Annotated in this window: 15 protein-coding genes and 1 riboswitch; of the genes, 13 read left to right on the top strand and 2 right to left on the bottom strand. The window is 66.3% G+C overall.

Annotated elements, in window-relative coordinates; translation table 11 throughout:
• Nucleotides 1–18: 18 nt before the first annotated feature.
• Nucleotides 19–507 carry a hypothetical protein gene (locus F624_RS0126650; RefSeq protein ID WP_019577444.1) on the bottom strand — a complete coding sequence of 163 codons (489 nt, stop codon included), beginning with the start codon at nt 505–507 and terminating at the stop codon, nt 19–21.
• Between the two features lie 949 nt (nt 508–1,456).
• Here F624_RS0126650 and F624_RS0126645 point away from each other — a divergent pair.
• The 10 genes from F624_RS0126645 to F624_RS0126600 all read left to right on the top strand — a co-directional run bounded on the left by F624_RS0126645 (nt 1,457) and on the right by F624_RS0126600 (nt 11,893).
• A complete protein-coding gene (locus F624_RS0126645; protein WP_245573747.1) occupies nt 1,457–2,389 on the top strand; it encodes an AraC family transcriptional regulator in 933 nt (310 codons plus the stop codon).
• Between the two features lie 259 nt (nt 2,390–2,648).
• Complete coding sequence (gene andAc, locus F624_RS0126640) at nt 2,649–3,914, top strand: anthranilate 1,2-dioxygenase large subunit AndAc (RefSeq protein WP_019577442.1); 1,266 nt, start codon at nt 2,649–2,651, stop codon at nt 3,912–3,914.
• A gap of 4 nt (nt 3,915–3,918) precedes the next feature.
• Nucleotides 3,919–4,395 (top strand): anthranilate 1,2-dioxygenase small subunit AndAd, encoded by a 477-nt coding sequence (andAd, locus tag F624_RS0126635; protein WP_019577441.1) that lies wholly within the window; start codon nt 3,919–3,921, stop codon nt 4,393–4,395.
• Between the two features lie 10 nt (nt 4,396–4,405).
• Nucleotides 4,406–4,759 carry an anthranilate 1,2-dioxygenase ferredoxin subunit AndAb gene (gene andAb, locus F624_RS0126630; RefSeq protein WP_019577440.1) on the top strand — a complete coding sequence of 118 codons (354 nt, stop codon included), beginning with the start codon at nt 4,406–4,408 and terminating at the stop codon, nt 4,757–4,759.
• A gap of 57 nt (nt 4,760–4,816) precedes the next feature.
• Nucleotides 4,817–6,016 carry an ABC transporter substrate-binding protein gene (locus F624_RS0126625; RefSeq protein ID WP_019577439.1) on the top strand — a complete coding sequence of 400 codons (1,200 nt, stop codon included), beginning with the start codon at nt 4,817–4,819 and terminating at the stop codon, nt 6,014–6,016.
• 24 nt (nt 6,017–6,040) lie between these two features.
• Complete coding sequence (locus tag F624_RS0126620) at nt 6,041–6,961, top strand: branched-chain amino acid ABC transporter permease (protein ID WP_019577438.1); 921 nt, start codon at nt 6,041–6,043, stop codon at nt 6,959–6,961.
• A gap of 13 nt (nt 6,962–6,974) precedes the next feature.
• Nucleotides 6,975–7,967: a branched-chain amino acid ABC transporter permease gene (locus F624_RS0126615; protein ID WP_031256395.1), complete on the top strand. Its 993-nt coding sequence runs from the start codon at nt 6,975–6,977 to the stop codon at nt 7,965–7,967.
• Nucleotides 7,964–8,722 carry an ABC transporter ATP-binding protein gene (locus F624_RS0126610; RefSeq protein ID WP_019577436.1) on the top strand — a complete coding sequence of 253 codons (759 nt, stop codon included), beginning with the start codon at nt 7,964–7,966 and terminating at the stop codon, nt 8,720–8,722. Before F624_RS0126615 ends, F624_RS0126610 begins: the two co-directional genes overlap by 4 nt.
• Entirely contained in the window at nt 8,719–9,438 is a 720-nt protein-coding gene (locus F624_RS0126605; protein ID WP_019577435.1) for an ABC transporter ATP-binding protein, read from the top strand. The genes F624_RS0126610 and F624_RS0126605 overlap by 4 nt, the downstream gene beginning before the upstream one ends.
• Before the next feature lie 271 nt (nt 9,439–9,709).
• Nucleotides 9,710–11,893 (top strand): TonB-dependent siderophore receptor, encoded by a 2,184-nt coding sequence (locus F624_RS0126600; RefSeq protein WP_031256394.1) that lies wholly within the window; start codon nt 9,710–9,712, stop codon nt 11,891–11,893.
• Between the two features lie 11 nt (nt 11,894–11,904).
• On the opposite strand, the gene F624_RS0126595 is transcribed toward F624_RS0126600, so the two are convergent.
• Nucleotides 11,905–14,373: an alpha/beta hydrolase fold domain-containing protein gene (locus F624_RS0126595; protein WP_019577433.1), complete on the bottom strand. Its 2,469-nt coding sequence runs from the start codon at nt 14,371–14,373 to the stop codon at nt 11,905–11,907.
• A gap of 167 nt (nt 14,374–14,540) precedes the next feature.
• Here F624_RS0126595 and F624_RS0126590 point away from each other — a divergent pair, with 167 nt between their 5' ends.
• The 3 genes from F624_RS0126590 to F624_RS32885 all read left to right on the top strand — a co-directional run bounded on the left by F624_RS0126590 (nt 14,541) and on the right by F624_RS32885 (nt 17,904).
• Nucleotides 14,541–15,578 (top strand): AraC family transcriptional regulator, encoded by a 1,038-nt coding sequence (locus F624_RS0126590; RefSeq protein ID WP_031256392.1) that lies wholly within the window; start codon nt 14,541–14,543, stop codon nt 15,576–15,578.
• Nucleotides 15,579–15,651: 73 nt separating this feature from the next.
• A riboswitch (Fluoride riboswitch) is annotated at nt 15,652–15,727 on the top strand.
• Between the two features lie 110 nt (nt 15,728–15,837).
• Nucleotides 15,838–17,130: a voltage-gated chloride channel family protein gene (locus F624_RS0126585; RefSeq protein ID WP_019577431.1), complete on the top strand. Its 1,293-nt coding sequence runs from the start codon at nt 15,838–15,840 to the stop codon at nt 17,128–17,130.
• Nucleotides 17,131–17,583: 453 nt separating this feature from the next.
• Nucleotides 17,584–17,904 carry a hypothetical protein gene (locus F624_RS32885; protein ID WP_019577429.1) on the top strand — a complete coding sequence of 107 codons (321 nt, stop codon included), beginning with the start codon at nt 17,584–17,586 and terminating at the stop codon, nt 17,902–17,904.
• The last annotated feature ends 159 nt before the right edge of the window (nt 17,905–18,063 follow it).

The following is an 18,063-nucleotide window of genomic DNA, read 5'->3' as shown; positions in this document are numbered from 1 at the left end:
GGGCGCTGCGCTGTCTTTCTACAGGCTGCGGCTGGCGTCGCGCAGGGCCAGATCGGTGGCATGGATGGCCTCGTCGATGTGGTGGATCGCGCGATCACGCAGGCCACGGACATCGGCATAGTCTTCTTCACGGGCGATGTCATTGCGCGCCTTGCGCAGCAGCTCCATGGCCCGGTTCAGTCGCCCACGACCATCCAGGTGCTGGTCAACGGGTGGATGGTCGTCCAGGTTCTTGCCGTCATCGAAGGCCGCACGCTTGATTTCGCTGATGCCTTCATTGATGCGATCAACCGCAGCCTCTTCGTCCACGGTCACCCGCAAGTCGCCCGGTCGGTGCGAAAGCAACCATCGCGCGCCGCGCAGGTCGCTCAGCGCGTGTAGATAGGCTGGGTGCTCGGCCCGGTACTGCACGCGCACGGCTTGGGGCGCTGGCTGGGCCGGGGCAGGCTGGATGGCGCAGGCCAGCAGGGGCAGTGTGAGCGTCAGGCTGTAATGCAGTGCTTTCATGGCAGCTCCTTTTGAAAGTCTCGAGTCACTTGCGGTCGCCCATCACTTCTTCCGCGTCAGGTGCCAGATCCAGCGATGCCGGATTGCACGGCTTCGGTGAGGGGCCGACTTCTGTCATGACGACCTTAGCTGTCGCTCACTGACCAGGTCCTGACCACGCTGCGATGCTCAACAACCCGGCCCAGTCATCAGCGAGTGGCCAACCAGGCCCACCCAAGACGCCCATGTCTTGCCCCGGCGCCACCATGGAGTTGGAGGGGGTGACAAGGTGTCGCCACACACCTCGAGTCCCTCTCAATTGGCCAGGATCAAATACCTGAACTTGTCGCGGGTGTGCTATGCCTAGGTCCACTTTTCCTAGCTTGACCTGCCGAAGCGCGCATCGCGCCGGGCACAGGGGCCTTGTCGCTGGAGGCTGTCGCGGCGCCAGGTTCAGCGCGGGCCAATGCTGCTGGGGGCCGGTTGGCCGGGGGCGGCGCTGAGTCAGGTGTCGGTCAACCGTGATCGCGCATCAACGCACTTTCGAGGTGCTCGGCCCCGGTTGGTGGCAGTGTGGGCCTGATCCCGCTCGATCGCTTGCACGAGCACCATTTGGTGCATGCTGAACCACCGGACACGCCACCTGCACCGCTTTCGCGCAGCAAGGCCCCCAATCAGGCAAGGCATCCACCCACTTCAACACCCGCTCCTACAGCCAAAGCACCACCGTCGGCAGCCCGTTGCTCCGCAGCGCACCCGCCGGCCCCTGGCTGGAAAACCCATGCCGGAGGTGCCGTGGCTTAGCAGTGGCATGCATCTTGCGATTTGATTCAGATCAACCCGACCCATGTTGGCGTTCCTGCCACGGTCCATGCCCGCGATGCAAACCCAGTCTGCACCCCTGCCCCCGGCTGGATCCCTTGATCTCAGCCACCTCTACCAGCACTGCCTCTTTCGTTCAGATGCGCAGGTGGATTCGCACGACCAGGTGGCGCGGGAGTTGTCAGACCACGACCTTCGCTGGCGCCACGGTGCGGTGGACACCGCCATGTACAAAGCCGGCATGCGGCGCATGGAGATGTTCGTGCTGCGCTATGGCGCCGAGGTGGAGGTGCGGCCCCGGCCGTTCCAGGACTTTGCGCTGGTGCATCTGTCGCTGCGCGGGGGCACCGAAATCGAGGCTGATGGCGTGCGGGTGTCCATTCCGCAGGGCCGCACGGCCCTGATCGCGCCCCGCAAGAGCATTCGCATGTGGTGGGAGCGGGGCTCCGAACAGTTCATCCTGAAGGTGCCCCACAGCCTGTTGCGCGAGTGCGATGCCTCGTCGCCGGGCGAGCTGAACCTGCCCTCGGCGGCCCTCATGTCCACGCCTCATGAAGGCCCCTGGCGCTCGCTGGTCCAGTCCCTGGTGCACACCACGGCGCTGCCCAACGGCAGCCAGGCGCACGGCGTCTGGGTGGACCATTTCGAGCGCAATGTGGCCTTGTTTCTGCGAACGCACTCGGGGATGGGCGCCGACCCATCGACCTCAGCGGTCACGCGTTCGCCCCACCAGGCAATCAGCATCAGCGAGTCGTCTGCGTATGCGCGGCTGGACGCCATGGAGGCCTACATGCGGCGTCGCCTGGCGGCCCCGCTGGCGCTGGTCGACCTGGCCCAGGCTTCGGGCGTGAGCATTCGAACCCTCACCATGCTGTGCCAGCGGCACCGGGGGGCCTCGCCGATGGAGTTGTTGCGCGCCATGCGCCTCGATGCGGTGCGCGCGCACCTGCAAAGCGATGCCAACGCCAGCGTCACCACCTGCGCGCTGGAGTATGGCTTTGGGCATCTGGGGCGCTTCTCGGCCTACTACCGCGAACGGTTTGGCGAGCTGCCCAGCGAGACCGGCCTGCGCCGGCACTGACGGGCCGTCTTCTCTCGGTCCTCTCGCTGCCTTCTCACGGTCCTCTGGCCAGCGGGTGCTCACGGTTTACGCCTTCGGGGCTCGCCCGCAGTGCCTGTCCAGTACGGGCAACGCCCCCTCCAAGGGGCTGCCGCGCTGTCCGATTCAGGCAAGGCATTCCGGAAGCGGACAGCCCGCTCAGGTGCATTGCCGGTAGTGGATAGCGGCGGGCCCTGTGGATTTCTAGACTGGGTACCAGTGCTTTCAACAGGAGCCCCCCATGTCCGAACAAGTCATCAGTGCCCCGCCTCCCTTGGGCCGCGCGGTGCATTTTCCGCAGCAAGACGGCTCGCGCGTGCCCTACCGCGTGTTCAGCTCGCAGGAGGTCTACGAGCGTGAACAGGAGCGCATCTACCGCGGGCCGGTCTGGAGCTTTCTGGGCCTGGAGGCTGAGATCCCCAAGGTCAACGATTTCAAGAGCACTTTTGTGGGCGACACCCCCGTGGTGGTCACGCGCACGGCCACCGGCCTGGCCAGCTGGGTCAACCGCTGCGCGCACCGTGGCGCGGTGGTGTGCCGCGAAAAGCGCGGCAGCGCCGCATCGCACACCTGCGTGTACCACCAGTGGAGCTACTCCTGCGAGGGCGATCTGCAGGGCGTGCCTTTTCGCCGTGGCCAGAAGGGCCAGGCCGGCATGCCGAAGGATTTCAGCCCCGAGGGCCATGGCTTGCACAAGCTGCGCGTGGACAGCTACAAGGGCCTGATGTTCGCCACCTTCAGTGACGACACCCCGCCGCTGCCCGAGTACCTGGGCGCCGAGATGCGGCCCTGGATCGACCGCCTGTTCCACAAGCCCATCGAGTACCTGGGCTGCACACGCCAGTACTCCAAGAGCAACTGGAAGCTGTACCTCGAGAACGTCAAAGACCCCTACCACGCCAGCCTGCTGCACCTGTTCCACACCACCTTCAACATCTTCCGGGTGGGCATGAAGGCCCGCTCGATCCCGGACGCCACGCACGGTCTGCACAGCATCATCACCGCGACCAAGCTGGAGGAGGCCGGCGACACCGCCGCAGCCTACAACGCGCAGAACATCCGCTCGATGGACGACGGCTTCAGGCTGGAAGACCCCGAGCTGCTGGGCCAGATCAAAGAGTTTGACGAGCTCACCACCAACCACATCCAGCCGATCTTTCCGCAGTTGGTGGTGCAGCAGATCCACAACACGCTGGTGGCACGCCAACTGCTGCCCAAGGGCCCGAACAACTTCGAGCTGGTGTTCCACTTTTTCGGCTATGCCGACGACACGCCCGAGATGCGTGAGTTGCGCCTGCTGCAGGCCAACCTGGTGGGCCCGGCGGGCTACATCTCGATGGAAGACACCGAGGCCACCGAGCTGGTCCAGCGCGGCACGGTGCGCGATGCAGACGCCCTGTCCGTGCTGGACATGGCACGCGACGCACCGGAGCAGCAAGAAACACTGATCACCGAGAACCTCATCCGCCGCTTCTGGATGGGCTACCAGAAACTGATGGGGTACTGAGCACATGAACGCCAACCTGCAACTCTGGCTGGAGCTGAGCGAACTCCAGGCCCGCTATGTCAGCACACTGGACAACCTTCAACTTGAGGCCTGGACCGAGTTCTTCACCGAAGACTGCCGCTACGAGATCATTCCGAAGGAAAACGTGGACGCCGGCCTGCCCGCGCCAGTGGTCTATTGCCGCAACCGCAAGATGCTGCGCGACCGCGTGCTGTCGCTGCGCCACGCCAACATCTACGAGGGTCACACCTACCGCCACATGACCTCGGGCCTGGTCATCACCAGCCACGACGGTGAGGTGGTCACCACCACGTCCAGCTACGTCGTCGTCATCACCGGCCAGGCGGGCGAATCCAACGTCTACCAGGCGGGCACCTACCTTGATGAACTGGTGCGGGTGGACGGTGAATGGCGCTATCGCAAGAAGCGCGTGGTGTTCGACACGCTGCGCGTGCAAACCCTGCTGGCCACGCCGATCTGAGGAGCCCACCATGAACACAGACACCTCCCACATGGCCTGGCACGACGTCGGCGAGCCTGATGACTTTCCCGACGGCGCGGCCTGGCCCGTGCTGGCCGATGGCCTGCCGATCGCGGTGTTCCGCCAGGGCGAAGAGCTGTTCGCGCTGTATGACCTCTGCACCCACGGCGCGGCCAAGCTGTCCGACGGCTGGGTTGAGGACGGTTGCGTGGAATGCCCGCTTCACCAGGGCACCTTCGAGCTGCGCACCGGAGCGCCCTGCAAGGCCCCGGTGACCGAGGCGGTGCGCGCCTTCCCGGTGCGCGTCGTGGGTGGCCGGGTGGAAGTGGCGGTGGCGCCCGCCGCGACCCAGCCCATCGACTGAGACCCCCGTCAGCGTTTTTTCCCTTTCGATTTCATTTCGCACCACAGGAGAGCCCGCATGCCATCTCAATCTGTTTTCAAGGCTTCGCCCCTGAGCCGTCTCGCCATCGTCGCCGCCCTGGCCTGCAGTCAATGGGCCGCAGCCCACGCGGCAGATGCGATCAAGGTCGGTGTCGCGCTCGACATCTCGGGGCCGTTTGCCACCGGTGGCGCCGAGGCGCGCGACGGGATCAACCTCGCGGCCAAGTTGCTGGGCAACAAGCTTGGCGGCTTGCCGGCAGAGTTCATCCAGATGGACACCGCTGGCAGCCCGGACCAGGCCAAGCAGGCCGTCGACCGCCTGATCCAGCAGAGCAAGATCAGCTTCTTCACGGGCCCCACCCCCTCGAACGTGGCGCTGGCAGTCGGCCCGGCCTTGTTCGCGGCCAAGGTGCCCTTCATCACCAGCAACCCGGGCCCGAGCCAGTATGCGGGCGCTCAGTGCAACCCCTACTTCTTCGGCCTGAGCTACCAGAACGACACCTGGGACGAGGCCGCCGGCCAGCACGCCACGGACAAGGGCTACAAGAACGCCTTCATCATCGCCCCCAACTACCCCGCCGGGCGCGACCACCTCACCGGCTTCAAGCGGCGCTACAAGGGCGAGGTCGTGGCCGAGGTCTACAGCAAGGTGGGGCAGCTCGACTACGCCGCCGAACTGGCCGAGATGCGCGCCAGCAAGCCCGCGGCGGTGTACTTCTTTCTGCCGGGGGCCATGGGCATCAACTTCATCAAGCAGTTTGTAGCCTCTGGGCTGTCCAAGGACACGGTGCTGGTGACCAGCCCGGCCTCGGCCGATGAAGACACCATTGCCGCCGTGGGCGAGCCGATGCTGGGGCTGTTCAGCACCTCGCAGTGGTCGCACGACCTGCCCGGCGCCGCCAACCAGAAGTTTGTCAGCGAGTTCCGCAAAGCCTACAACCGCTATCCCACCTTCTATGCCGCGCAAGCCTACGACGCCATCCTGGCCATGGACGCCGCGGTGCGCGATGTGAAGGGCAAGGTGGACGACAAGCCCGCGGTGCTCAAAGCCCTGAAGGCCGCCAACTTTGAATCTGTGCGGGGCCCCTTCAAGTACGGCAACAACAACTTCCCGGTGCAGGACTACTACCTGCGGGTGATCGGCAAGAACGCGCAGGGGCAGATCACCAACAAGACCCTGACCACCGTCCTCAAGGGCCACAGCGATGCCTACCACGAGCAGTGCAGGATGAAGTAAGCCCCACGGCAGAAGGCGCGGAACATGACCACGATTCTTTTCATCGAGCAGATGCTCAACGGGCTGGGCTACGGCTTCATGCTGTTCCTGCTGGCCGCAGGTTTGACCCTGGTGTTCGGCATCATGGACGTGATGAACCTGGCCCATGGCTCACTGTTCATGGCCGGCGCCTATGTGGCGGCCCATGTGCACGGGCGCACGGGTTCGTTCGTCATCGGCGTTCTGGCCGCGCTGGCGGTGGTGCTGGTGCTGGCATTGGTGCTGGAGGTGTTTCTGGTGCGCCGCCTCTATGGGCGTGAGCACCTGGCCCAGGTGTTGGCCACCTTTGGCGTGATCCTGGTGGCGGATGACGCCGTCAAGCTCATCTGGGGGGCTGCGCCGATCATGGCCTCGGCGCCGGCCCTGCTGTCGGGGCCGATCGAGCTGCTGCCGGGCTTGATGTACCCCAGCTATCGATTGCTCATTCTGGCGGCTGGCGTGCTGGTGGCCGTGGGCCTCTACCTGCTGGTCAATCACACCCGGGTGGGCATGCTGGTGCGGGCCGGGGCGTCCAACCGGCGCATGGCCGAGTTCATGGGCGTGCGCGTCGGGCAGGTGTTCTCGATGGTGTTCTTGCTGGGGGCGGCATTGGCCGCGCTGGCGGGGGCGCTCATGGGCCCGCTGACGGCGGTGCAGGTGGGCATGGGTGAGGAGATCCTCATTCCCTCACTGGTGGTGCTGGTGATCGGCGGCATCGGTTCGGTGCGCGGTGCCTTCGTGGCGGCAATGGTGGTGGGCATGGTCGACACCATCGGCCGCGCCTTCCTGCCGCTGCTGCTGCGCAGCTTTTTGTCGCCAACACTGGTCTCTGACCTGGCGCCTGCGATGGCAGGCCTGGCCACTTACGCACTGATGGCCTGCGTGCTGGCTTTCAAGCCCGCCGGCCTGTTCCCGGCCCGTGGCTGAGGAGGTGATGAGCATGAAATTTGAACGTTGGATTCCCTGGGTCGTTTGCGCGTTGCTGGCGCTGTTCCCCCTGGTGGCGTCGTCGCTCGGGCTGGACTTCTATGTCAGCTTCGTGCGGCGGGCCATGATTTTTGCGTTGGCGGCGGCCAGCCTCAATTTCATCCTCGGGTTTGGCGGCATGGCCGCGCTGGGCCATGCGGGCTTTCTGGGGGTGGGCGCTTACGCGCTGGTGGCCCTGTCCGACGCCGGCGTCGAGTCGGCCTGGATCCTGTGGCCCGCAGCCATGGTCGTCGCCGGCCTGGTGGCGGCACTGATCGGCTTGATTGCCCTGCGCACGCGGGGCGTCTACCTGATCATGAGCACGCTGGCCTTTGCCCAGATGCTGTACTACGTGGCCTTGTCGCTGCGCATCTATGGGGGCGACGACGGTTACAACCTGATGGCCCGCCCCAGTTTCGGGCTGGGCCTGGACAGCGCAGACGAGGCCACCTTCTACTGGGTGGTGCTGGGCTTGCTGGCGCTGGTGATGGTGGGGCTCAACCGCGCCACGCATTCCCGCTTCGGCCACGCCCTGATGGGCTTGCGCGACAACGAGACACGCATGCGTGCCATGGGCTACCCGGTGTTCAAGCTGATGCTGGTGGCGTTTGCACTCTCGGGTGCCCTGGCGGGCCTGGCGGGGGCCTTGCTGGTGTCGCACAACGCCTTCGTCAGCCCGTCGGTGATGCACTGGACCCAGTCCGCCACGCTCATCGTCATGGTGGTGATCGGTGGCGTGGGCCTGCGCTGGGGTGGCCCGGTGGGCGCCGTGGTCTGGATCGGGCTGGAGGAACTGGTCAAGCAGTTCACGGAGTACTGGCACCTGCCGCTGGGCCTGCTGCTGATCGTGATTGTGTTTGTGGCGCCGCGCGGTCTGGCCAGCGTGGCCGAGCACTGGCGCCTGCCAAGACGGCCACTGCCCGCCGAACCGGCGGGTGCCGTGCTGACCAAGGGAGAAGGTGCATGAGCCTGTTTGTCGTCAACGGACTCGTCAAGCGCTTTGGCGCCCTGCTGGCAACCGACCATGTGTCGCTGGAGGTACGCCCCGGTGAGATCCATGCCCTGATCGGGCCCAATGGGGCCGGTAAATCGACCTTCGTCAACCTGATCTCGGGGCTGCACCAGCCCGATGCAGGTCGCATCGAACTCGACGGCACCGATCTCACGCCACTGCCCATGGATGCCCGCATCCGGGCAGGTTTGTCGCGTTGCTTCCAGATCACCAGCATCTTTCCCAAGGCCACGGTGATCGACAACCTGATGCTGGCCGTGCAGGCCCAATCGGGCAGCAGCCTGCGCTTTTTGGCCGACCGCCGACGCGATCAGGCGCTGGGCGAGGCCGCCCGCGTGCTGGCGGCACGCGTGGGGCTGGAACACGCCCTGCAACGCATCGCCGGCACCTTGCCCCACGGGGCGCAACGCCAGCTTGATGTGGCCCTGGCCCTGGCAGCCAGGCCCAAGCTGTTGTTGCTGGATGAACCCATGGCCGGCATGGGCCCCGAGGACAGTGAACGCATGACCGAGCTGATCCACACCTTGCGCCGGGACATGGCGATCTTGCTGATCGAACACGACATGAAGGCGGTCTTTGCTTTGGCCGACCGCATCACCGTGCTGGTTTACGGCAAGGTGCTGGTCTCGGGGGATGTGGAGACCATCCGCAACCACCCGCAGGTGCAGGCCGTCTACCTCGGCACAGAAACCACGGAGGCCGCAGCATGAGTGTGCCCATTCCTCTTCTCAGTGCCAGCGGCCTGGCGGCTGGCTACGGCGCCAGCCAGGTCCTGTTCGGGATCGACCTGGAGATTGCAACCGGTCAGGTGGTGACGCTGCTGGGCCGCAATGGCATGGGCAAGAGCACCACCATCAAGACCCTGATCGGCGACTTGCTCACCCGCCAGGGCACGATCCGCTTTGGCGGCGAGCCCATCAACGGCTTGCGCCCCGACGCCATTGCCCGCCTGGGCATCGCCGTGGTCCCGGAAGGCCGGCAGTGCTTTCCCAACCTGACGGTGCACGAGCACCTGGTCGCCTTTGCCGACAACCGAAACGGCCAGCGAGACAGCTGGACCGTGGAGCGCATCTACCGCATGTTTCCCCGGCTCAAGGAACGGGCTCAGAACATGGGCAACCAGCTGTCGGGTGGCGAGCAGCAGATGCTGGCCATCGGGCGTGCGTTGTCCACCAACCCGCGTCTGTTGATCCTGGACGAGGCGACTGAAGGCCTGGCCCCGGTGATCCGGGAGGAAATCTGGCAGTGCCTGGCGCAGTTGCGCGAGGCGGGGCAGACGATTCTGGTGGTCGACAAGTACGTGGACCGGCTGTTGCGCCTGGCAGACCGGCACTTCATCCTGGAGCGGGGCCGCGTCGTGTGGCAAGGCAGTTCTGCGGCGCTGGATGGTGACCGCAGCCTCTGGAAAACCTATCTGGGAGTCTGAGCCAGTCCAGGCGCTTGCCTGGGGGCAGGGCCTCGCTGGGGGCGCTGCCTTGCATGGCGTGGCTGCGTCCGGCGCACCGTACAGGCTCAGCACGTGCACGCCTGCGGCACAGCCACGGGGGTGACCGAGCCTGTTGGCGGAATCTTTACCGCGGCTTGATCGGCCTTTCAAACCAAAAGTGTAATGAGAATTGTTTTTATTTGAACTATGATCACGGCCTTGCGCAGAGGCCCGGGCCTCTGGTGTCACTCAACCCTGATCCCCGTTCCTCATGCCACGTGTGATTTCACATCGTTTCTCCGTTGCCACCCCAAGCTTTCGCAGCCCGCTTCCATCGCGCAGATTGATCGCCCATGCCGCTCTTCTGGCCTGCGGATGGTGCGCTGCGGCCAACGCATCCGCTCAGGCCGAAGAGGCCCAGGACGAGCGCTCTGTGTCATCCCTGAAGGAGGTCCAGATCCAGGAGGGCCGCAGCAGCCGGGGCTATCAAGGCGCTCGGGCTAACACGGCCGCCACGCGCACCGACACCCCCTTGTTGGAAACCCCCCAATCCGTCAGGGTCGTGCCCCAGCAGCTCATGGAAGATCTGGGCGCCACACGGTTGGCCGACACCGTGGATTTCGTGAGCGGCATCACCCGCCTGAACGACTTCGGGGGCACTTGGGACAACTACGCTATCCGCGGTTTCAGCAACACCGACGGGGGCCAACTTCTCAACGGCTTTGCCTCCAACCGGGGTTACGGGCCGCAGCGCGACATGGCGTCGGTGGAGCGCATCGAATTTCTCAAAGGCCCAGCCGCAGCCTTGTACGGCAGCAGCGAGCCAGGGGGCACGCTCAACGTGGTCACCAAGAAGCCGCAGTTCACGCCGGCCCACAAGGTGGGCGTCCAGGCGGGTGGATTGGGCTATCGGCGGGCCACCCTGGACAGCACCGGGCCGATCAACTCTGCCGTGGCCTACCGGCTGAACATCGCGGCCGAGGATGGCGCCAGCCGCAGCTCGCTGGTGGACAACAGCAAAATGGTGGTGGCCCCGGCCGTCACCGTGAACCTGGGTCCGAACACCATCCTGAACTACGAAGCTGAGTTCATCCGCATACGCACGCCCCTGGACCGGGGCATCATCCAGGTCAACGGCAATGTCGGCGCCTTGCCTTCTGACCGCTACCTCGGCGATCCCAGCCGCTCCAACCTGCATGTCAATGGCGACACCCACCAGCTCACGCTGGATCACGATTTCGGCAACGGCTGGAGGAGCCGGACCGGCGCCTCGTACCGCGACACCCAGTTCTATGGTTCGGCGATCGATCTGGTCGGATCGCTGGCTGCGGACGGTCGAACGCTGACCCGCAGAGACAGTTGGAGAAGCTTGCCCGCCCGAGACGTGTCTCTGCAGACCGAGATCGAAGGAAAGCTGCAGCTGGGGGGCTACACCCATACGCTTCTGACCGGGGTGGAGACCTGGCGCCTGAGCACCGCGCAGGACATCCGCTACTCGAACCTGAGTCAGCAGCCCTTTGCCATCAACATCTACAACCCCGTCTACAACCAGGCGCCCGGCAACCTGACGCCTGGCTACGACCTGGGTGATCAGCAAAAGGCGACCGGCCTCTTCGTCCAGGATCAGATCGACCTGAGCGCCCAATGGAAGTTGCTGGCCGGCCTGCGCGTTGACCGCTTCCACCAGGACAGCGTCAATCGACTGCTCGGCACGCGCCAGGTTCAGAACCACTCGGCCGCCACCCCCCGCCTCGGTGTGAGCTACCTGATCAATGCGAACACCTCGGTGTATGCCTCTGCCGGGCGCACGTTCCGCCCCAACGCCGGCACGGATGAAAATGGCCAGGCATTCGATCCCCAGAAAGGCCAGGCTCTGGAGCTGGGCGCCAAGTGGCAGTCAGCCGATCAAGGCCTGAGCGCGAGCCTGGCGCTGTTCGACATCCGCAAGAGCAATGTGCTGACCCGCAGCCCGACAAACGCCAACTTCAGCGTCGCGGCAGGGGAGATCCGCAGCCAGGGTCTTGAGATGGATCTGGCGGGCCAGGTGGATCGGCACTGGCGCATGACGGCCAACATGGCCTACACCGATGCGGTGGTCACCCGCGACAACAACCCCGCGTTGCAGGGCAAGCGGGTCCTCAACGTGCCGCGTGTGAGCGCCGGCCTGTTTGCCATCCGTGAAGACCAGGCCCCGGTGGGCGGCGGTCGCTACGGCCTCGGCGCCGGTCTGGTTCATGTGGGCGAGCGCACCGGCACCTCGACCGATACGTATCGACTGCCAGCCTACACCACCGTCAGGGCCACCGCCTATTGGCAGCTCGACAAGCGCACCCGGCTGACGCTGGACGTGCACAACCTGTTCAACCAGACCTACTACACCGCCTCATGGGGCGCGCTGACGGTGATCCCCGGAATGGCCCGGCAATGGGTGGCGGGTTTGCAGATGGCGTTCTGACGCCGCTGGATTCAGGCCCGGGGCGCCGGCCCTGAGTCCCGGCAGCTGCCGCTGTCCTGCGCCCTGGCGGGCCGGGCCTGACCATGGGCCTGGGCAAACCGGATCATGCTCTGCAAGGCGGCCCGTGCAGAAGCCAGGTAGGCGGCCTGAAGATGGAACACATGCCAGCGCCCCTGGTAGACCTCCAGGGTGCACGCCACGCCGGCAGCTTGGGCGCGCCTGGCCAGCAGTTCGGCATCCGCCAACAGCAGTTCCTGATCGCCGACCTGCAGCAGCAGGGGCGGCAGCCCGGCCAGGTCGTCCACGCTCGGCACCGCGGGGGGCGCGCCATGCCAGCGCAAGCCCTGTTCCAGCCAGCCCATTCTCAGCATGGGGTCGCGCACGTGCGGGGCGGCCGCCTTGGCGGTGGCCAGCGTGGTATCGACCACGGGCGAGATGAGCAGCATGGCCGCAGGCAGCGGCTGGCCGCGTTGCTTCAAGGCCTGTGCCAATGACAGCGCCAGGGCCCCGCCGGCCGAGTCGCCCGCCAGCACGATGCACTGGGCCGGCCAACCCAGTTGAAGCAAGCCCTCGTAAGCGGCAAGCGCATCCTCCAGGGGGGCGGGGTGGGGGTGCTCAGGCGCCAGGCGATAGTCCGGCACATGAACGGTGAAGCCGCCATCGCGTGCCAGGCGGGTGGTGATGCTGCGGTGGCTTGTCGGGCCGCCCAGGCAAAAGGCCCCCCCGTGCAGGTACAGCACCGCTGTTCCGATGTCGCCCCGCTCGGGGGCCACCACCTGGGTCGGCACACGCCCCAAGGTGCGCCGCTTGCTCAGCACCCCACCCACGCCCGGCATGAGGGGCGACAACAAGGCCACCACGCCGCGCTGCAGGCGTGGGCCGAAAGGCGGGCCGATCAGGGTGCGGAAGCTGACCCGCAAGAACTGCCGCAGCCAGTGGGCCTGGATGCTTTCGAGGGAGCTCTGCGGGGGCGCCACGGCCACACCCAGGCCGGGGCCGCGCGGCCGTTCGAAGCGGTAGGCCGCCAGGCTGGAATGGCGCGTCTGCCAGCGGTAGGTGAAGGTGAAGCCGGGCCAGTTGGTGGTGCTGTTGCCGTTGGCATCGGTGTACCAGGTGGTGCAGCCGTTCCACACCGTGCGACGCAGGGCCTCCCGCATCTGCTGGGCATGCGCGCGGTAGCGGCGGGCATCCACCTCGATGGCGGCGGCCCCCACACGCCGCGCGGCGCGGATGCAGCGCATCACATGGGCGATCTGGCTCTCGATCATGTAGACGATCGAGTTGTGGCCCAGGTTGGTGTTGGGCCCATACAGCATGAAGAAGTTGGGGAACCCGGCCACCGTCATCCCCAGGTAGGCCGCCGCGCCGTCGCGCCAGGCCTCGTTCAGGTCCAGGCCGGCCTTTCCGGTGATGCGCATGGGCGACAGGAACTGGGTCGCGGCAAAGCCGGTGCCGTACACGATCACATCGACCGGGTGGCGCTGGCCATCCAGGGTCTCGATGCTGTCCGGGTGCACGCGCCGGATGCCTGTGGTGTGCAGCTTGACGTTGGGTCGGGCTATGGTGGCCAGGTACTCGCTGCTCAGCAGGATGCGTTTGCACCCGATGGGGTAGTCAGGCGTCAGTTGCTGGCGCAGATCGGCCTGAGGCACCTGGGCCATCAGCATGCGCTGGAAGGGCGCGCCCACGGCCCCCTTCATCAAGCCCTTGAAGCGCGTGAACGCCAGGGCCCGCGACTCGTACTTCAGGTAGATCCAGGCCCGGTGCAGCGCAGCCGCGCCGGGCACGACGCGGAACAGTTGCTTCTCAAACGGGCTGTAGGGCCGATCCGGCCTGGGCATCATGTACGCCGGTGAGCGCTGGAACACATGCAAGCTGCCTGCCTGCGGCGCGATGGCCGGCACGAACTGGATGGCCGAGGCCCCCGTGCCCACCACGGCCACGCGTCGGCCCGCCAGCGGCACGGCGTGGTCCCAGTGCGCTGAGTGAAAGCTGGGCCCCTTGAAGCTCGCCAGGCCCTCCAGCGCCGGCAGGGCCGGGCGGCTCAGCTGGCCGTTGCCGCTGATGAGCCATGTGCAGTTGAAGACCCGGCCATCGGTCAGGGTGACCCGCCACAGGCAAGTCCCTTCGTCGTAAGCCGCGGAGGCCACTTCGCAGCCAAATCGGATGTGCTGATGCAGCTCGTACCGGGTGGCGCAGTGCCGCAGATAGGCATGGATCTCGGCCTGCGGCGCAAACACGCGTGACCAATGGGGGTTGGGCTCGAAAGAGAACGAGTACAGGTGCGAGGGCACATCGCAGGCCGCGCCTGGGTAGGCGTTGTCACGCCACACGCCGCCCACGTCCTGAGACTTCTCCACGATCAGAAAGTCGTGGATCCCCGCCTTGCGCAGGGCGATGGCCATCCCCAGGCCGGCAAAGCCGGTGCCGATGATGAGGGCGGAAAGAGGGGCCGTGCTGCGGCTGTCAGGCGAGGTCATGGTGTGTCTCCGGGGGCTTTGTTGTTGTCGGTGCGGCGTGCCCATGGGGCTTCGATGTGCCTCCAAGGTAGCGCCATGTTCGGCGTCAACCCGGCAAATGCCTATGCTTCTTTCGGCCAGAAACTTTATTATTTCGGCCATTGGCAACTGGCTACGGGAAACACCTGATGAGCTTCTGGAACTTCGCCCGCGGGCCGGCAAGTGTTCGATTGCTGCTCGACTTCGGTCAGCATCGGGGGCTTTCCGCGCATGAGTTGTTGGCGGGCAGCAAGATCTCCCCCAGCCAACTCGATGACCCGAACACCGAGCTCGCAGCTACCCAGGAGTTGAAGGTGGTCGAGAACCTGCTGCGCCTGTTGCGCCACCCACCCGGGCTGGGGCTGGAGGTGGGGCAGTGCTACCGCTTTTCCACCTTCGGGCTGTGGGGCTACGGCCTGGTGTGCAGCGCGACCCTGGGCGATGCCCTGTTGCGTGCGCTGCGCTTTGTGCAGCTCACCTATGCCTACTCGGTCATCGAGGAAGGCCTCCAGCCGGGGACCGAGGCCGACACCTGCTGGCTGCGATTGCGTCCCCCCGAGCTGGCCACCGGCTTGAGCCGCTTCCTGGTGGAGCGAGACCTGGCCGCTGCCGCCACGCTGATGTGCGAATTGGGCGGCCCGCACTTTTCGCTGCGCCGCATCGAGCTGCCCGCCGGGCGGGGGCGGGCGTTTCGGCCCTCGGCCAGCCTCACCGCCCTGGGTGGGGCGCCCCTGAGCTATGGGGCGACCGGCTACGGTCTGGCGTTCGACGTGGCGTGGCTGGCGCACAAGCTGCCCAGCGCCAACCCCACCTCTGCCGCCATGTGCGACGAGATGTGCACCCAGTTGCTCGAACGCCGCAGGGTGCGCGCCGGCACCACCACCCTGGTGCGGCAGGTGATGGCCAGCACGCCACAGCACGAGCGCCCCACCATCAGCCGCCTGGCCGACATCACCAGCACCAGCCAACGCACCCTGAGGCGCCGCTTGCGGGGCGAGGGCACATCGTTCCGGGCCCTCATGGCGTCAGCACAGTCCGACGAAGCGGCCCAATTGCTGGGCGACCGATCGCTGTCGATATCGGCCATTGCCGAACGGCTGGGCTATGCAGACCTGTCGAGCTTTTCCCAGGCCTTCAAGCGCTGGCATGGCGTGTCGCCATCCTTGTACCGGCGGCAAAACAGCTGAGCCCTTGCGAAGCCGAGAACCTGAGCACGCCAGGCCGGGATTGGCGCCGCGCTGGCCGATGTGCTGGTAACATTTGCGCAGTGGAGATGGCATTCCTCCATAACCGCCTCCTGCCTGCGGGCAGGGGTGCTGATGATGCCTACATGCATTCCCGGCGGGGGGTGATGTAGGCCTGCGTCCTCGAAATTTCTCGAAGTCCGCGCCATTGCCACACGTCCGGGTCTGATCGTGCTTTCGCTACACAGACAACAGGACGTCCATGAAACTTTCCAAACGCCCCGAATTTTTTGAGCTGCTGCCCTTCCTGGGTCAATGGCTGTTTCTGGCCAGCGCCGTGGCCGCGCTGGCGGGCTCGGCTTCCGCCGTTTTTCTTTTGGCGCTTGACTGGGCCACCCATGCCCGTGTCGCCCACCGCTGGCTGATCTGGCTGCTGCCTCTGGGGGGCTTTGGGGTGGGCTGGCTGTACCTGCGCCTGGGCCGGCATGTCGAGGCGGGCAACAACCTGCTCATCGACGAAATCCACGACCCCCAGAAGATCATCCCGCTGCGCATGGCGCCGCTGGTGTTCGTCGGCACGGTGGTGTCCCACCTGTTTGGGGCTTCGGTGGGGCGGGAGGGGACGGCGGTCCAGATGGGGGGCGCACTGGCTGACCAGTTCACCCGTGTCTTCAAACTCCAGCACGAGGACCGCCGCATCGTCCTCATGGCCGGCATCAGTGCGGGCTTTGCTTCCGTGTTCGGCACCCCCTTGGCGGGCGCGGTCTTCGGGCTGGAGGTGCTGGCCATCGGGCGCATGCGCTACGAGGCCTTGTTCCCTTGTGCGGTGGCGGCCATCGTGGCTGACCAGGTCGGGCTGCTCTGGGGTGTTCACCACACCCACTACAGCATCCCGGAGGTGGGCCCCATCGCCCTGTGGCCGTTGGTGGTGATGGTGATCGCGGGCGCGCTGTTCGGGCTCACCGGCAAGGTCTTTGCGGAGGCCACCCACGCCCTGAGTGCCTGGGTCAAGAAGCAGGTGCACTATGCGCCCCTCAGGCCGCTTCTGGGGGGCGTTCTGGTGGCCTCGGCCGCGTGGTTTCTGGACGCTGAGCACTACATCGGGTTGGGCATCCCGACCATTGTGCAGGCCTTCCAGCAGCCGCTGGCCCCTTACGATTTCGCCGCCAAGATGGCCTTCACGGTGGCCTCTTTGGGCACCGGCTTCAAGGGGGGCGAGGTCACGCCCTTGTTCTACATCGGGGCCACACTGGGCAATGCGCTGGCGCCCCTGTTTCACCTGCCGGTGGCGCTGCTCGCCGGCATCGGCTTCGTGGCCGTCTTCGCCGGTGCGGCCAACACCCCCATCGCATCGACCTTGATGGCGATGGAGCTGTTCGGCTCGGAGATCGGGGTCTATGCCGCCCTGGCCTGCACCGTGAGCTACCTGTGCTCCGGGGCCACAGGCATCTACCGCTCTCAGCGCATCGGGCACGCCAAAAACGGTCAGGCACCCGAAGGCATCAAGCTGGGCGAACTGAGCGCCTACCAACAAGCTCAGCGAGAGACGCCCTAGGCGCAGCGCATGCCCGAACTGCGCCCCCCGGGCGTCTTGCAGGGCCAGCCCCACCCACCCCGGGCCGGCCTGGCGCCTTCGCTATACCTTGGTATAGGCGCGCGATGCCGCAGTAGGTGGCGGCCATCCCAATGCAGGCTGGCCTTCGCGCCACCCGCCGGGGACAATTCACCCTGTTGTCAGCGCCTGTCCGGCCTGCCACACAGCGAGCATGCCGGCTGCGGCCGATGCGCTTGATGCCATGTCGGTGCCCCGGTGCCCGGCCCTTCACAGATCGATTGTTGAAAAGGAGAAAGCCGATGGACCCCGACCCCAGTAGGTGCGCGCACGCGCCCGTTGCCCTTTCCCCCATGTTCATGAATCTCATCAAGTATCGGGCCACCGCCTCGAGGACCTCGCGCACCTGAGTGCAGGGGGCGCCTGAGGGCCGGTGGGCCCCAGGAGGCCCCCATCATGCTGTTCAGCTTCTTCCGCCCCGACGACGCGCTTGTGCGTGAGCTGCGCGTCGCCATCGCCTGCCACCGTCCCACCGTCTTGCACCAGCTGCTGGCTTCGCACGGCAGCCGGGCCTTTGCGAACGCGCTCGCCGATTTGTCCGGCCGGGTGATTGCCGAAGCATTGCCCATGCTTGTGGCAGCGGAGGCCCTCCAGGTGCTGAAGCACCTGCCTCACGCCGCGCGCCGCCGCTTGCACGAGGCGCAAGACGCTGGGTACCGCGATGCGTTCGGCGGCGCCTTGGCACTGCCGGCCTCGCCCCTCGTGCGCGTGCGCTAGCCCCCGCCCGGGGCCGCCCTGCCGCACCGGGCCCCATTTCGCTGCGGCCTTCCGCCGTCCCAAGCCTCTTCGGACCAACCCCTGCCTGACCCCTGGCCAACCCTGGCCCGGGTGTCCTGGCTGCGCCCGTCCGGGGCACAGCGGGCGGGCCGGCCCCAC

Source organism: Curvibacter lanceolatus ATCC 14669, assembly GCF_000381265.1.
Lineage (GTDB): Bacteria > Pseudomonadota > Gammaproteobacteria > Burkholderiales > Burkholderiaceae_C > Curvibacter > Curvibacter lanceolatus.
The sequence above is the reverse complement of the archived record's forward strand: the minus strand, read 5'-3'. Positions and strand labels throughout refer to the sequence as shown.

Excerpts from the sequence above, each read along its gene's own strand:
- F624_RS0126650 (WP_019577444.1), bottom strand. The coding sequence starts at position 507 with ATGAAAGCACTGCATTACAGCCTGACGCTCACACTGCCCCTGCTGGCC.
- andAc (WP_019577442.1), top strand. The coding sequence starts at position 2,649 with ATGTCCGAACAAGTCATCAGTGCCCCGCCTCCCTTGGGCCGCGCGGTG.
- andAd (WP_019577441.1), top strand. The coding sequence starts at position 3,919 with ATGAACGCCAACCTGCAACTCTGGCTGGAGCTGAGCGAACTCCAGGCC.
- andAb (WP_019577440.1), top strand. The coding sequence starts at position 4,406 with ATGAACACAGACACCTCCCACATGGCCTGGCACGACGTCGGCGAGCCT.
- F624_RS0126625 (WP_019577439.1), top strand. The coding sequence starts at position 4,817 with ATGCCATCTCAATCTGTTTTCAAGGCTTCGCCCCTGAGCCGTCTCGCC.
- F624_RS0126620 (WP_019577438.1), top strand. The coding sequence starts at position 6,041 with ATGACCACGATTCTTTTCATCGAGCAGATGCTCAACGGGCTGGGCTAC.
- F624_RS0126615 (WP_031256395.1), top strand. The coding sequence starts at position 6,975 with ATGAAATTTGAACGTTGGATTCCCTGGGTCGTTTGCGCGTTGCTGGCG.
- F624_RS0126610 (WP_019577436.1), top strand. The coding sequence starts at position 7,964 with ATGAGCCTGTTTGTCGTCAACGGACTCGTCAAGCGCTTTGGCGCCCTG.
- F624_RS0126605 (WP_019577435.1), top strand. The coding sequence starts at position 8,719 with ATGAGTGTGCCCATTCCTCTTCTCAGTGCCAGCGGCCTGGCGGCTGGC.
- F624_RS0126600 (WP_031256394.1), top strand. The coding sequence starts at position 9,710 with ATGCCACGTGTGATTTCACATCGTTTCTCCGTTGCCACCCCAAGCTTT.
- F624_RS0126595 (WP_019577433.1), bottom strand. The coding sequence starts at position 14,373 with ATGACCTCGCCTGACAGCCGCAGCACGGCCCCTCTTTCCGCCCTCATC.
- F624_RS0126590 (WP_031256392.1), top strand. The coding sequence starts at position 14,541 with ATGAGCTTCTGGAACTTCGCCCGCGGGCCGGCAAGTGTTCGATTGCTG.
- F624_RS0126585 (WP_019577431.1), top strand. The coding sequence starts at position 15,838 with ATGAAACTTTCCAAACGCCCCGAATTTTTTGAGCTGCTGCCCTTCCTG.
- F624_RS32885 (WP_019577429.1), top strand. The coding sequence starts at position 17,584 with ATGCTGTTCAGCTTCTTCCGCCCCGACGACGCGCTTGTGCGTGAGCTG.